The sequence below is a fragment of the Parendozoicomonas sp. 2304DJ65-17 genome, from assembly GCF_058148445.1.
This window is the reverse complement of sequence record NZ_JBYVJV010000005.1, coordinates 186,113-200,982: the sequence shown is the minus strand read 5'-3', so window position 1 is coordinate 200,982 and position 14,870 is coordinate 186,113. Positions and strand designations below refer to the sequence as shown.

At 48.4% G+C, this 14,870-nt stretch carries 12 protein-coding genes; 4 read left to right on the top strand and 8 right to left on the bottom strand.

The features are described 5' to 3' along the window. The first annotated feature begins 27 nt into the window (after positions 1–27). A complete protein-coding gene (locus ACY2RR_RS14545) occupies positions 28–777 on the top strand; it encodes a substrate-binding periplasmic protein (protein ID WP_490108881.1) in 750 nt (249 codons plus the stop codon). Positions 778–788: 11 nt separating this feature from the next. On the opposite strand, the gene ACY2RR_RS14540 is transcribed toward ACY2RR_RS14545, so the two are convergent. Beyond that, positions 789–2,045, bottom strand: a complete 1,257-nt coding sequence (locus ACY2RR_RS14540; protein ID WP_490108880.1) for a metal-dependent hydrolase family protein — start codon at positions 2,043–2,045, stop codon at positions 789–791. Between the two features lie 183 nt (positions 2,046–2,228). Here ACY2RR_RS14540 and yfcE point away from each other — a divergent pair, with 183 nt between their 5' ends. Beyond that, a complete protein-coding gene (gene yfcE / locus ACY2RR_RS14535) occupies positions 2,229–2,789 on the top strand; it encodes a phosphodiesterase (RefSeq protein WP_490108879.1) in 561 nt (186 codons plus the stop codon). A 128-nt stretch (positions 2,790–2,917) separates the two neighbouring features. Beyond that, positions 2,918–4,126 (top strand): diguanylate cyclase domain-containing protein, encoded by a 1,209-nt coding sequence (locus ACY2RR_RS14530; protein WP_490108878.1) that lies wholly within the window; start codon positions 2,918–2,920, stop codon positions 4,124–4,126. Between the two features lie 79 nt (positions 4,127–4,205). Here ACY2RR_RS14530 and putP read toward each other — a convergent pair whose 3' ends face one another. From putP to ACY2RR_RS14510, 4 genes are all read right to left on the bottom strand, one after another. Beyond that, entirely contained in the window at positions 4,206–5,696 is a 1,491-nt protein-coding gene (gene putP, locus ACY2RR_RS14525) for a sodium/proline symporter PutP (RefSeq protein WP_490108877.1), read from the bottom strand. A 133-nt stretch (positions 5,697–5,829) separates the two neighbouring features. Beyond that, positions 5,830–9,006 carry a bifunctional proline dehydrogenase/L-glutamate gamma-semialdehyde dehydrogenase PutA gene (putA, locus tag ACY2RR_RS14520; protein ID WP_490108876.1) on the bottom strand — a complete coding sequence of 1,059 codons (3,177 nt, stop codon included), beginning with the start codon at positions 9,004–9,006 and terminating at the stop codon, positions 5,830–5,832. A gap of 106 nt (positions 9,007–9,112) precedes the next feature. Next, positions 9,113–9,895, bottom strand: coding sequence for a helix-turn-helix domain-containing protein (locus tag ACY2RR_RS14515; RefSeq protein ID WP_490108875.1), 783 nt, complete (start codon positions 9,893–9,895; stop codon positions 9,113–9,115). A gap of 85 nt (positions 9,896–9,980) precedes the next feature. Further along, the gene (locus ACY2RR_RS14510) at positions 9,981–10,559 is read right to left on the bottom strand and encodes a hypothetical protein (protein ID WP_490108874.1); all 579 of its coding nucleotides are present in this window, start codon (positions 10,557–10,559) and stop codon (positions 9,981–9,983) included. A 187-nt stretch (positions 10,560–10,746) separates the two neighbouring features. Here ACY2RR_RS14510 and ACY2RR_RS14505 point away from each other — a divergent pair, with 187 nt between their 5' ends. Beyond that, positions 10,747–11,976: a sterol desaturase family protein gene (locus ACY2RR_RS14505; RefSeq protein ID WP_490108873.1), complete on the top strand. Its 1,230-nt coding sequence runs from the start codon at positions 10,747–10,749 to the stop codon at positions 11,974–11,976. 53 nt (positions 11,977–12,029) lie between these two features. On the opposite strand, the gene ACY2RR_RS14500 is transcribed toward ACY2RR_RS14505, so the two are convergent. From ACY2RR_RS14500 to ACY2RR_RS14490, 3 genes are all read right to left on the bottom strand, one after another. After that, entirely contained in the window at positions 12,030–12,971 is a 942-nt protein-coding gene (locus ACY2RR_RS14500) for an esterase/lipase family protein (protein ID WP_490108872.1), read from the bottom strand. A gap of 91 nt (positions 12,972–13,062) precedes the next feature. After that, positions 13,063–14,109, bottom strand: coding sequence for a lipase secretion chaperone (locus ACY2RR_RS14495; RefSeq protein WP_490108871.1), 1,047 nt, complete (start codon positions 14,107–14,109; stop codon positions 13,063–13,065). Positions 14,110–14,350: 241 nt separating this feature from the next. Next, positions 14,351–14,536 carry a hypothetical protein gene (locus tag ACY2RR_RS14490; protein ID WP_490108870.1) on the bottom strand — a complete coding sequence of 62 codons (186 nt, stop codon included), beginning with the start codon at positions 14,534–14,536 and terminating at the stop codon, positions 14,351–14,353. Positions 14,537–14,870 lie beyond the last annotated feature (334 nt).

The window sequence follows — 14,870 nt, the reverse complement described above, 5'->3', positions numbered from 1 at the left end:
GCTGTTCCCTCTAAAAGGAATGAAGCTGTGAGTTATTCCCAAATTATCAATGGTATTGTTCTGGTGTGCTGTGTGTTAGTAGCACTGAAGGGCAATGCTCAGGAGAAGCTGGTTCTTCTAACTGAAAACTATCCTCCTTTTAATATGAGTGTGGAGGATAAGAATTTTGCCCGTGGCAATGGTATTGATGGCGTCTCTACTGACCTGGTACGGGAGATGATGAAACGGGCTGGTATTCCCTACAGCCTGACTTTGCGTTCCCCCTGGAGTCGTATTTTTGATATGGCCCAGAAGAAGCCAAATTATGGATTGTTTTCCACCACATTCACCGAAGAGCGTAAGCCTTTGTTTAAATGGGTTGGTCCACTGGTTGCCAATGACTGGGTCATTTTCAAAAAGTCTGGCAGTAATATTGAAATTAAATCCCTGGCTGACCTGAAACGCTACAAGGTAGGAGGTTACAAAGGGGATGCAACATCTGAGTTCCTGAAAGGAAAAGGCATCAACGTTATCGAAGCTGTAACCGATAAACGCAATGCTGAAAAACTGTCCAGTGGTCATATCGACCTATGGGCGTCCAGTCGTTATTCCGCTCCCTATATTGCTGATGTGGCCGGAGTGGACGAGCCTGTTGCGGTATACACGTTTCGCTCCGTAGAGTTTTATCTCGCCCTGAATAAAGGAACTTCAGACGGTATGGTTTCCAAGCTTCAGAGTGCCCTCGATGCCATGAAGCGTGACGGTACGACAACTGAAATTATGGATCGTTACCTTTAACTGATTTCGAATCAGGGGTGAAGGTAGACTTCCCCCTCTTTCATCACAAACTCTACGTCTTGTAGAAGGCTGATGTTGTTTAGCGGATCACCTGAAACAGCAATAATATCGGCGGTGAACCCGGGCTTTATCTGCCCCCGGTGTCTTTGCCCCAGAAGCTCTGCGGCCTGTGTTGTTGCTGTGCGCAAGGCATCAATTGGAGACATCCCCAGTTCAACCAGATGCTCAAACTCTCTGGCATTTTTACCATGGGGAACAACAGCTGCGTCTGTGCCAAAAGCGATTTTTACTCCAGCATTGATAGCCCGCCGTATATTCTCAGCAGCCTGACCGGATAGTGCGGTTGCCTTGCACAGTCCTTGTTGGGAGAGCCCGGCAGATGGCAGGTAATCATTGACTGATAGGGTCGGTACCAGAAAAGTCCCTCGCTCTAGCATCAGGTCAATATCTTCCGGTGCAATCATAAAACCGTGCTCAACAGAATCTACACCAGCTCGAACGGCAGCATTTATGGAAGATGAAGTGTGAGCGTGGGCTGCAACACGAAGGCCGTGGCGGTGAGCTTCCTGTACCAAAGTGTTTAACTCTTCCTGAGATATATCGGTACCGCTGAGAAATGTGTTTTCTGATGTTGCCCCTCCGCTGACTGCTACCTTGATAACTCTTGCTCCCATACGAATCTGGTGACGGACAGCTTTAATGATCTCTGCTGTACCGTCGGCCATTCCATACTCTGGGCGAGAAGGAATAACACCGTAGGCATAACCTCCAAAGTCACAATGGCCGCCAGTTCGGCATATCGCATGCCCGCAGGGCAGCATATTGGGGCCAGGCACCATGCCCCTGTTAATCGCTTTCATCAGGGATATATCAGCAAAGCGATATGAACCAAGATCTCTGACCGTAGTAAAACCTGCCAGTAAAGTGATACGCGCATTGCGTGCGCCCCGTAAAGCCCAGTCGGCCTCACTCTCTCGTACAGGTTGTTCCCGCCAGCCGGGAACAATGTCCCGGGTCAGGTGGGTATGACAGTCCATAAGGCCCGGGATCAGGGTGAAACCGGGCAGGGTGATCACATTGCCTTCTTCAGGAATCTCTTCTGGGTTAATCGACTGTATATACCTGTCGTTAATCACCAGAGTGGCAGGTGCTTTTCTTTCGCCCGCTTCAACATCCAGCCATGCGTCGGCATTAATAATGGTGAGCTTGGCCAGAGTCTGGCTGCAAAAAATGGCAAAACTAAAAACAAGGAGACGGGAAAGCTTCATCAGAAACTCCCTGACTTTGGCAAAGGGCTAATAGTCTGGCTGACTTGAGGGATTATGCCGATTTATTTTAGGGGGGCGTTACGGTTTTCACCCAGTCATTAGTGGCGAATAAGGTGATACCCTGATAAAACCTGTGTTTTCTGCAGGCTTTCTTTTACCTTTTTCTACAAGGACAGCTTCGGCATGAAGTTAATGCTGATATCTGATATCCACGGCAGCCCCGTTGCTCTGGATAAAGCGCTGACACTGGCAGACCGTGAGGGTGCAGATCGCATTCTCGTTCTGGGCGATCTGCTCAACCATGGCCCACGCAACCCTCTGCCAAAAGGCTATTCCCCTAAAGATGTTGCCGAAATGCTCAATGCCAGAGCTGCTCAGGTCACCTGTGTGCGCGGTAACTGTGACAGCGAAGTTGATCAGATGCTGATTGATGTTCCAGTGCTGGGAGAGTATGCCCTGGTACTTGCAGATAATCGCCAGATGTTTCTGACTCATGGGCATATCTGGAACCCGGATAATCTGCCGGTTCTGTCTCCGGGAGATATCTTCAGCTTTGGTCATACCCATATTCCGATGATCAGTTTGTCTGAAGAAAAGAGTGGGCGTGCTGGCGTGATCCTGTTTAATCCTGGTTCTGTGACCCTCCCTAAAGGAGGAAATAAACCGTCTGTTGGCTGGTATGAAAAAGGGCGATTGTGGATTACCGGTTTGGATGGAGAGACACTGCAGGAGTACAGGTTCTGAGGTTTTCACTATTTTTCAGGGTATGCAGTCATTGAGATAGGTTCTAGGCTCTCACCAGCCTCAGCCTAGTCACAGTTTTCTTCTATTCCGCCGATGTATGTTCTAATCACTGTGTCAGCGGTTCAAGCATGAAAATCCAGCTTGGAAAAAGCAACTACGCTCCTCTCTTTGCCGCCTTGGCAGTACTGGTTTCCCTGGTACTGTGCGTGATTTTTTATACTCCCAGAGCGCTGGAATCGTTTGCCGAGCAGCAGGCGATTCTTTATGCCCAAAAAGAAGTCAAGAAAGTCGGTCTGCTGATCAATTATTACAACGAACACATTGGTGACAAGGTCAACCTGTCGGATGACTTGAGGCTGGCGATAGGACATCAGGGAGACAATAAGAAGCTTCCTGTGCCATTTACCTTTGTTGTAGAAGTGAATCAGGCTTATCAAGAGCTGTCTGATAGCTTTTCTGTATACAGTCCCTATCCGTTTGAAGGGCGGGTTCGAGATGTAGTGCCTTTTGACTCTGAGGCCTGGAATGCTCTGAGTCGTGAGCCTCTCTCCCATTTTATGAAGCGTGAGAAGGTTGATGGTCGTGAGTGGGTCAATATAGCGGTTCCCCAGACCATGACTGCAGAGGCCTGTGTAAGCTGCCATAACGCTCACCCTCAATCTATTAAGAAAGACTGGGAAGTTGGTCAGTTAAGGGCAATCTTTAAAACCAGGATTTCACTGGATGCAGCAAGAGCAAAAGGCAATGAAATAGCTGTAGCTATCTCCATTGCTCTGACCATAGTTGCGACCCTTGCTCTGGTTCTGTTTTATCTGTTCTTTCATCGAAAGAAATCGGAAGATGCTATTCGAAAGCTTGCTCTCTGCGATCAATTGACCAGTTTGCAGAACCGTTATTCTCTGCAGGCTTCCATATCCACCTTATTTGAAAGCGATGCAGAATTTGCACTTCTGTATATCGACCTTGATGGTTTTAAACAGGTCAATGATACCTACGGCCATGACGCCGGTGATCATGTGCTTAAGGTGGCCTCAAAAAGAATGAACAGTGCAGTGTCAGAACAGGGTGTGGCCTTCCGGCTGGGAGGAGATGAGTTTGCCATTATTCTTGATCAGCTTCACGATACAGTCGGAATTCAGAGGTTGGCAGAAAAGATTTTAAAGGATGTTTCGCGGCCAATTGAGTTTAAAGGGAAGAACTTGAAAGTGGGATGCAGTATCGGTGGGGCTCTCAGCCGGTTCGCAAATGATCCTGAACAGCTGATTAAGTCTGCGGATGAGGCAATGTATAAGTCCAAGGAAGGCGGTAAAAATCAGTATACCCTGTCCGAAAACTAGGAATACCTCTTATCGTTGAAGATGTAAAAAAGCCGTGATCGGTAGTGCTGATCACGGCTTTTTACTGACCAATTATGGATCAGGAAATAGCACGCTGTACTTCATCAAACTCATTGGTGATTTCCTCAGAAGGCTCACCAGAAACCAGGCTGACAACAACGATTGCGACAGTCGCAAACACAATGCCAGGCACGATCTCATAGAGATCAAAGATTCCACCGCTTACCTGCTTCCAGGCAACAACGGTTACACCACCAACAATAATTCCAGCCAGAGCTCCGTTACGGTTCATGCGCTTCCAAAACATACTGATCAGTAGCGCAGGTCCAAAGGCGGCACCAAAGCCTGCCCAGGCATAAGACACCAGACCAAGTACAGAGCTGTCTGGGTTCATGGCTAGGAACAGAGCTACCAGAGCAATGACGATCACGGCAATACGGCCAACCATCAGCACTTCTTTGGAAGAGGCATCTTTTCGCAGAACCGCTTTATAGAAGTCTTCAGCCAGGGCTGAGGAAGACACCAGCAGCTGGGAATCCGCAGTACTCATAATGGCTGCAAGAATGGCTGCCAGAAGAATACCTGCAACAACTGGATGGAAAATGGCATTAACCAGAACCATAAAGATGGTTTCGCCATCACCAAGTGTTGCGCCACTGTTGTTCAGATAAATCAGACCGGCAAGACCAACAAGAATAGCGCCAGCCATAGAGAGGCCACTCCACACTACTGCGATACGGCGAGCAGTCGGTACATCGTCCTGAGAACGGATGCCGGCGAAACGAGCCAGGATATGTGGCTGGCCAAAATAACCCAGGCCCCATGCCGCAAGAGAGGCAATGGCAATCCAGGTCAGGGCTTCGCCTTCAGAGCTGGTCCAGATGTCCAGCATTTCTGGGTTATGGCTTTCCAACAGTTGCAGCAGAGACTGATCAGAAGAACCAGATTGCAGAGCAATAACAGGTACAATAACCAGTGCGGCTGCCATCAGCAGACCTTGTACAAGGTCGGTCCAGGACACAGCCAGGAAACCACCAAACAGGGTGTAGGAAATTATGCATACTGTACCGACAATAACCGCCAGACTGTAATCCAGGCCAAATACTGTTTCAAACAGTTTGCCGCCAGCTACCAGGCCGGAGCTGGTGTAGAACAGGAAGAACAGCAGAATAAAGAAGGCTGACACCACCTGCAGCATTTTTGAACTGTCGCGGAAACGGTTGGTAAAGAACTCTGGCAGAGTCAGCGCATTACCAGCAACTTCGCTGTAAACCCGGAGGCGTCTCGCCATCAGCAACCAGTTCAACCAGGTACCAATCAGCAAACCTCCGGCAAGCCAGAAGGCTTCAAAGCCGGCCGCAAATGCGTAACCGGGCAGACCAAGCAGAAGCCAGCCACTCATATCAGAAGCACCGGCACTCAAAGCTGCTGGCCAGGGCCCTAAGGAACGGCCGCCAAGAAAGTAATCTTCAGAGTTGCTGGTGCGCTTCCAGGCCCACAGGCCTATACCCAGCATCATGGCAAGATAAACGATGAAGGTGCTGATAATTGCACCGCTGTTTTCGGTCATGGGATATCCCTCTTGTATTTATATTGGGAATGGTTTTTGTTTTAAGTTTGTGGACAAAGCGCCCAAAAAAGCTCAAAGGGGACTCCTCCGGTCAAGAACCGAAAAAGTCCGAAACATCTATTAAATCAAGACGTTAGTGCTCACTCCCTAACGATAACAGGGTAGCATTTCCACCAACTGCTGTCGTGTTGATTGTGAGTGTTCGCTCTGTTGCAAAACGGTACAGGTAATGTGGACCGCCAGCTTTGGGGCCAGTGCCAGACAAGCCCTGCCCACCAAAAGGTTGAACGCCAACAACTGCGCCAATCTGATTGCGGTTTATGTAGGCGTTGCCAACGTTCACGCTTTCCTGAATAAGCGTCGATGTTCTTTCGTTGCGACTGTGAACGCCGAGAGTCAGGCCGTATCCGGTACTGTTGATCTGCTCGATAATCTCTCCCAGTTGTTCTGCCTTGTAGCGAATAACATGGAGGATTGGGCCAAAGTGTTCCTTTTCCAGAACATTGATATGGTCAATTTCAAAAGCGACAGGTGCAACGAAGTAGCCATTTTTAGTTGTTTCTGGCAGTTCGCAGCGAGCCAGCAGTTTCGCTTCTTTGCTCATTCGCTCAATGTGAGCCTGCAGGTCAGAGTGAGCTCGTTCATCAATAACGGGGCCAACATCTGTTTCATGCAGGCTTGGATCGCCAATAACCAGTTCTGCCATGGCACCGGACAGGAGGTTAAGGACCCGGTCAGCAATATCATCCTGCACATAAAGAACCCGAAGAGCAGAACAGCGTTGACCTGCGCTGCCAAAAGCGGACTTAACAACATCCTGAACTACCTGCTCAGGCAGAGAGGTCGAATCAACAATCATGGCATTCTGACCACCGGTTTCGGCAATCAGAGGGATGATCGCTCCCTGACGATTGGCAATAGCCAGATTAATGGTGCGGGCTGTTTCTGTAGAACCTGTAAAGGCGACGCCGGCAATACGATTATCAGACACCAGCCTGTTACCAATGCGGGCCCCATCACCAGGAAGTAATTGAATCGCCTCACCAGGAACCCCAGCTTCCAACATCAGTTCAACTGTTCGTGCTGCAATAAGACTGGTTTGCTCTGCTGGTTTGGCAATCACAGTGTTACCTGCCGCTAGTGCTGCGGTAACCTGACCAAGGAAAATAGCCAGTGGGAAGTTCCATGGGCTGATGCACAGGAATACGCCACGGCCATTGAGTTGCAGCTCATTGGATTCCCCTGTGGGGCCTGGCATAACCAGAGGTTCGCCAAACTTCTCGATAGATTGTTTGGCGTAGTAACGACAGAAGTCCACCGCTTCCCGAATTTCATCAATGGCGTCGTGGATAGTCTTTCCTGCTTCACGATGGCACAAGGCAATAAGCTCTTCCCGGTTCTCCTCCAGAAGATCAGACAGCGCAACCAGTTTGGCAGCTCGTTGTTCTGCAGGTGTGTTGTTCCACTGTTTGAAGGCTTTGGTTGCGGATTCTATCGCCGTATCGATTTCACTTTCTGTAGACCAGTGCATACGGCCGACAACTGCATCGGTTTGATAGGGGCTGGTGATATCGGAAGATTCGGTTGTTTCAACCTGCAGGCCATTAATGATTGGCCCTTTATGCCACTGCTTTTCCATAAACATTTGTACTTCTTTTTGGAAAGGGTGATCGATGGATTCAATATCGATATTGATGCCGGAAGAATTACGACGATCATCGCCAAAAATCTCTGGAGGCAATGCGATCAGGTTATTGGCCAGATGCTCATGTTTGCTGAGCAGATCGGCCGGGTGGTGAATCAGAGATTCTACAGGAGTTTTGGCATCCACCAGACGGTGGACAAAGGATGAGTTGGCGCCATTCTCCAGTAGACGACGCACCAGGTAAGGCAGCAGCTCTTTATGGCTGCCCACTGGCGCATAGATGCGAACCGTTTTGGCTTCCTGCTTCAGCACCAGATCATAAAGTGCATCACCCATGCCATGCAGGCGCTGGAATTCATAGTGTTCGTTTCCAGCATTCGTCGCCATAGTTAGAACACTGGCTACGGTTTGAGCATTGTGACTGGCAAACTGTGGATAAAGTGTACCTTTGACCTGCTCACTTAATAAGAAACGGGCACATACGAGGTAAGCAACATCTGTCGCTTCCTTGCGTGTGTAAACCGGGTAGGCGGGGTAGCCATTCTGCTGGCAGAGTTTGATTTCACTGTCCCAGTAGGCACCTTTTACCAGACGAACTGGAATAATGTTACCCTGCTCTCTGGCAAGAGCTGACAGCCAGCAAAGGGTAGGGAGTGCTCGCTTACCATAGGCTTGAACGACAAGGCCAAACTTGCCCCAGCCTTTGCAATCAGGATGGCGATACAGTTTTTCGAAGAGCTTCAGAAACAGTTCGTGGCGATCCTGTTCTTCGGCATCCATATTGATGGCAACATTTCCGGCGCGTGCTGCTCGGATCAGAATCAATACAGAATCCAGTAACTCGCTCATAACCCTGTCACTTTGGGCAACTTCATAGCGAGGATGCAAAGCGGAGAGTTTTATAGAAATGCCGGGTTTAGGGGAGCCATCAATCTCTGGCTCAGCGGCGATGGCTTCAATCGCAGCAAGATAATCAGCATGATACTTAGCAGCATCATCGGCAGTTAAAGCGGCTTCCCCCAGCATATCGAAGGAGTAGGTGTAACCGCTTTTGCGCTCATCACGGCCATTGTTCAAAGCTTCTTTAATAGTACGACCAAGGACAAAGTGCTTGCCCATAATCTTCATGGCCTGATTAACGGCCTGACGAATCACCGGCTCGCCCATTTTATTAACCAGGCGGCTGATAATACCTGCTGGCTTGCCATCGTCCTGGGTATCCATGGTGACAACCTTGCCGGTTAGCATCAGTCCCCATGTGGAAGCATTCACCAGTAAAGAGTCACTTTGGCTCAGGTGTTTGTTCCAGTCCGCGACGCTGAGTTTGTCGCGAATCAGGGCGTCAGCGGTTTCGGCATCGGGAATTCTTAACAGTGCCTCTGCCAGGCACATCAGCAGAATGCCTTCACGGGTATCAAGGCTGTATTGCAGCAGCAGGGAGTCAACCATGTGAATGGCGTTATCGCTGGCACGCACTTGCTCGATAAGAGATGTTGCCCGGCTGGCGATAGAGGCTTTCTGGTCAGCATTTTCTTCCAGCTGCCCCAGCAGCTCCTTGAGCCAGGACTCTTCATCTACGCAATAATGGGGGGATATTGAGCCCCAAATTTCTTCCGGCTTTTGGTGGATAAAAGCGGGGGTAAATGCATCAATGGCCTTGAACATGCCCACTTCCTCTTATGATTTTTTGTGAATTTCTTATCAAAGAATAGTTATGAGGAGGAAGTTACAAGGGAGGGGCTGGAAAGGTCTTTGCAAAAACTCCGGGGTTTTATACAAAAACTTCATCAGGTGATGGTTTTTTAAGCAATCGATGATTTTGTTTGCGGTAGCGTAAAGGTGTGATTTCCAGTTTTTCACGCATGGCTCGGGTCATCAGGCTCTGGCTGGTAAAACCAACTCTTTCGGCAATGTCGGCAAGGGAATCATTGGTTTTCGACAGCAGTCTGCAAGCCGCTTTCAGGCGCAGGTTCAGAATATATTGATGGGGGGTGGCACTGGTGAAGTCGCGAAAGGCATCGTAAAACCGGCTCTCCCCCATACCGGCCAGAGAAGCCAGCTCTGCTACCGGAAGGGAGTGTTCTAGATGGGTAGAGATGTACTCACAGATCTGGTCCATTGCCAACGTGGCGGTAGCGACAGGCTGCCAGCTTTGAGCGAAGCGTAATTGCAAACTGCGAAGCAAGCCTTCACAGAGAGCATTGGCTAGCTGTGTATCCTCCGGGAAGTGTGCCAGTTCATGGCTGACCTGATGAATCAGCTCCATAAGAGAACGATCAATACGAAACCAGGCCGGGCAGGCAAACATTGTCTGCAAATCTTCAGTCAGGTCTTCGCAATCAATATTGATCAATACCAGTTGGTTGCCGGAGTGTCCGGAAAAAGCATGGATGCTCTGGCTGGGAATAACGCAACCAACACTGTGGGCGATGCGCCCGCGCTTGCCTTCAATATTAAAGTCGGCCTGACCGGCAACCGGAATCACCAGTTGATGGTGTTCGTGGCTGTGCTGGTTTTCAATGGCGGGAAGAGTGGTTACAACAAGAGTTTTCATGACCACAGGCTATCGCTGTGGTAAAGGGTTCACAAGAGTGAATAGATAAAAGCTGAGGACTGAACACCCTCAGCTTTGGGGTGACTTACTTATTGCGGGCAGCAAACTCTGCCATCAGGGCAACAGGCTGCTTTTTCTTATTGCTTTTGTTCAGAACAAAAACAACAGTTTCGCCATTAGGGCCAGCGCCAATCTGGGTAAAGCGGTAAGCGGCTTCGCCAGTTTTGCGCACGGCTTCCATATCTTTCAGTTCATTGAAAACATGAATGCGACCATCTTCGTTGCGCATTTCACCGTAGAAGTTTTCTGCGGGAGCCTGGTTGCCTTTAAACATATCAATGCTTCCAATGCCGGAAGACTTCTTCTTGTCTTTGCTGGTCAGGCCAAATACCAGAGTCTGGTTGTGAGGGCCTTCACCGATAAAGACTTTGCGGTAAGGAGTCTCACCGTTAGCGATAAAATCTTTGTAGACAGCGGCATCATCAAAAACGTAGTAGCGACCTTCGTGGGCCACTTCGTACAGGTCGTCGTTATTGACCTTCACAACCGGCTTGGCAGGTGCAGAAGTTTTTGCTGCCATGCTGTCGTTATTCATAGACTGGCAGCCAACAAGAGCTGTAGCCAGCAGGGATGCAGCAGATAGTTTAATTAGAGTGGAACGCATCGGAGTCTCCGGAATGGTTATCATGAGATTTTTATGAATTTCAGTGATAACCAATTTAGGAAGTTTTTTTTACAGTTTGGTGATGATTATATTTCAAAAATATGACGGCAATTGTCGGGGCGCCTTCAGTCTGATGGGTTCCTGTGGTACAACCCACCTATAAAAATAATAAATGATGTGTGAGTTTATGGATCCCATAACCTTTGCGATACCGGGCTTCTTTGTTTTGATCTTGATTGAAATCATCGCAACGGTGGTCCGCAAGAAAGATTACTACCGGTTGAATGATGCAATTAACAGCTTGAGCTGTGGTGTGCTGAGTATTATCACCAAGCTGGTCATCAATCTTGGTTTGTACACTCTGATTTATAACAGCCTCTCAATAACAACCCTGCCTGCTGAGGCGTTATGGGTGTGGATTGTGGCCGTGTTTTTCCAGGACTTTCTTTATTACTGGAACCACCGGATTGGCCATGAGGTGAATATTTTCTGGGCATCACATTCTGTTCATCACCAGAGTGAGGAGTACAACCTTACTACGGCTTTACGCCAGACCAGTACCAGCTTTTTCCTGAGCTGGATTTTTTATGTGCCCATGGCAATTCTTGGCTTCCCGCCTGAAGTCTTCCTGACGGTCAGCCTGGCAAATCTGTTGTATCAGTTCTGGGTTCATACCCGTCATATTCCTAAACTGGGCTGGTATGAATGGATTTTTGTTACCCCTTCCAATCATCGTGTTCATCACGCCAAAAACCAGGAGTATCTGGATAAAAACTACGGTGGTATTTTTATTCTCTGGGATCGTTTCTTTAAAACATTTAAAGAAGAGGATGAGAATTACGAACCTATTCGCTATGGCACTATTAAACCATTACGCAGCTGGAATCCTGTTTGGGCCAATCTTTCTCCCTTTGCAAATTTGTTTCGGGACGCGCTGCAAACCAAAAGCTGGAAAGAAAAACTCACTCTGTGGTTTCGCCATACCGGTTATCGCCCGGCGGATGTCGCATCACCTTCTGAGATGCCGGATATTCATGCTTATATTAATTATGATCCAGCAGCTAGCAATGGAGTAAAGGTTTATACCGGGTTTCAATATGCGTTGTTGCTGGTAGCGACCACAGTATTAATAGGAGTAAGTCATACCACAACGTATGGTTTTGATTTTCTATGGACCTGCATTCTGACTTTAAATCTTGTGGTCATTGGTAAGATTCTGGAATGGCGCAAAGGGTATCTGATGGCAGAATCTATTCGCTTTATTGTTGTCGCTCTGGCGGTTGTCTTCAGTCCGGATCAAGTCATCCCGCTCTGGGGAGTTTTGTGTGTTTTGGGTTGGGGGGCAGGGTCAATGGTATGGCTGGCTTATATTCTTAAGCAGCAACCAATATTGGTGGGGAGTTCTGAAGCTGCGTAACACGGCCAGGTTTGCTCCCAGAAACTATTTAGAGTTTCCGGGAGCAGTTTCTATTAAAGTCCAGCGTTCTTAAGACGATTGGCGTGCTGGCGATACACGGTAACCGGATCGGTATCCAGCAGACTGTGAAGGCCAAACAGCAGGTTGGTTTCATCAATATGGTTCATACGGTAGTTGTCCCTGATAACCATACCCATGTGAGTGCTGCACCGACCGACCAGACCATCGTTTTCTTCATCTACCAGTCTTCCCAAAATTGAGAAGAAGTAATCAGAAGGATCCAATGGGTTGGTGAATGGCTTTGTTCCACCCCAGGAGTAATAGCGAATACCGTCAACTTCATAATCACCCTCGCCACAATCTGAAGGAATAGCTGCAGGATGAGCTGCGTTGAACGCCGCGCTACCCGCTGTGCTCAAAGAATTCAGAGATGCAGAAGCGCTTTGACCATTATCGGTAGGGTTGTTAGACATCAGGTTTAACAGCCCGGCCAAAGCTTCCATAGCGCCATTCAGAACCGAGCCAACAACTGGAGCATTGCTAACCCCCAGGATGGTGTCGGCAACCGGGCTGCCTTTGTGGGGTGAACCAACACTGGTGACAGACTTCACCAGGTCAGGACGAACGCTGGCAACAAACCGGCTGGTGGGGCCACCGTGGGAATGACCAATAAGGTTGAAACCCTGCGCTCCGGTAATGGCCTTGATTTCCTCCAGTTGTTCGACCAGTTCGAGCCCACGTACTTCAGTGCTTTCCAGAGCGGATACCTGAGCGACATAAACGTCGGCGCCACTCTTCTCGAGCTCTTTGGGGATTCGATACCAATATTCAACGAGGCCAAGCGCAGTGGTATCAAAGCCAAACATACCGTTAATCAGTACGATGGGGTAACGGGTATCAGTGTAGGTGTCTTTCTTTTTCCACCACCAGGCAGAAGCTGGCTGGGCCAGTAACAGTGTTACCACTGTTAAAGACAGTAGCGATCGGATTTTCATGCAGGTTGTCTCTCTTTCCCTTTTTCATTGTTGTTATGGGGTGACTGTTATTGTTGTTTTACTGCCTGCAAATGGGAGGACAACTCAACTCTCATAGCCTTTGCAGTTTCTCCAGTGCCTGAACCAGCTTGATTTCAGACCCGGAAAAATGGCTTGTCCTTAAGTCGTCAAGGGAAGTGTCCTGACTTCCCAGTCCGGCAGCCAAAAGCTCTCGCTTCTGCTGACTGTATTCATCCAGGCGTTGCTGCCATTGATTACGTTGGTTATCGAGTGCTGAAAGGCGCTCAGCCGCTTCATAGCCAAATGCCACCGAGCGGAGTTCATAGACCTCTGTGTCAGAGGCACCGTTAGCCCTGGCTTTGGCAACTTGTTCCTTGAGTGTTTTTTGCTGAACGCTCAGAGATTGTTGTTCTGCGTATTCAGGCCAGGCACGGGCAAGTTCATTCAGTTTTTGCTGGCGCTGTTCTTCGGTAAGGCTTTGATCCCGCTCTATGGTTGTTTTGTTCAGTACAAAGCGGTCGTAACGTTCTTCTTCCCCAAAAAAGGCTTCTGCCATTTCTGGGCCTAGTTCTGAAGCTCTGGTCTGGGACAGCAACTCCATACGTTGCTGCAGAAGTTCGGTAATAGAGAGAGCACTGAACATATCCGCAAGTTCCAACTGTTGTTCCGCCAGGTGAATGCGGTAGGAAACATAGCGGTCGAAATAAGCCTGGGTTGCCACAGCAACACGGGGGGAGTACTGCTCTTTTACATAGTTATAGAGTTGAGCCCGAATCGCAGAAACAGGCTGTTCCCCCAAAGTTGCCAGATAGTATTCAAATAAACGACGCATAGAGGGGGTGATAACAGGCAGGCCTGACGCATCCAGTATCAGTTCTCCATCTGGCGTTGTGCCCCGCAGTGATAGTTTGGCAGGAGGATTTGTGTCTGGAGAGTAAGAGGCAACATCAGTGTTTTGCTCAGGTGTCTGCCACTGAGGAATATCAGTAGTGAGCTCCGGAGTTGTAAATGTTACTTCCGGTCTAACTGGTTGCACATCTGGCTGCTGGCCATAGAGTAAATAGATGCTGGTACCGGTAATAATGACCGACAGCGCAATCAGGCTGGAGAGCCTGGATATACCGCTGTTGCGTTCCATGAGAATGACTCGTTTTTATTATTGTTATTGTCGTCCTGCTTTGTTCTGCCGACTGTATCTCCAAGTTGTTTCTACAGATTGGCATAGCAGGTAATTATTTATGTGCATTATTTAATCACTCGCTCCATTTTGGGGCAAGAAAAGACGACAAGTGTTGTGACAGAGTCGGAAAAACGCATTGAAAGCAAAGCCCGCATTTGCAGGCTTTGTTTGGATGAAGTGTTTAATTTTTATGAAGCAGTTAATGATTGGTTGCTGAAATTCTGGTTGAATTGTCAGCCGGACAGGGGAGCAGATCTTTCGGCTGGTAACTTCTTATCTCTCCCCACTCCATACGAACCTTAAGCCAGCCCGGCTGAGTGGTGCTTTCGATAGTTCCCCGTTCATAGGTAATACGATCTCTGACATATAAGTGCTGAACTTTCATCCTTGAAACGTCCTTCCTGGCAATAAGTTGATAGCTTTAAAGTTAGTTGTAGTTTGTTCCAGCTTGGTGAAGCTTCTGTTATTTTTTCATGACGCTCTATTCACGCCTTTTGAATTCAGGCTCTATTCGATTACTAAACAAAGCCCATAAATTTGAGTCTAGAAGATTTTTTGTTAACGCAAGAAAAATCTAGCAAATTGATTTTTCTTGTATGGGACTTTGACAGGTATCGAAAAGAAGTTGAGGAAATGGTGGTAGCAACTTACAGGTAATAGTCTTAAATCTATCCATTGTCGTTTGAAGACTAAGCATTAAGAATGTGAGATAGGTGCCA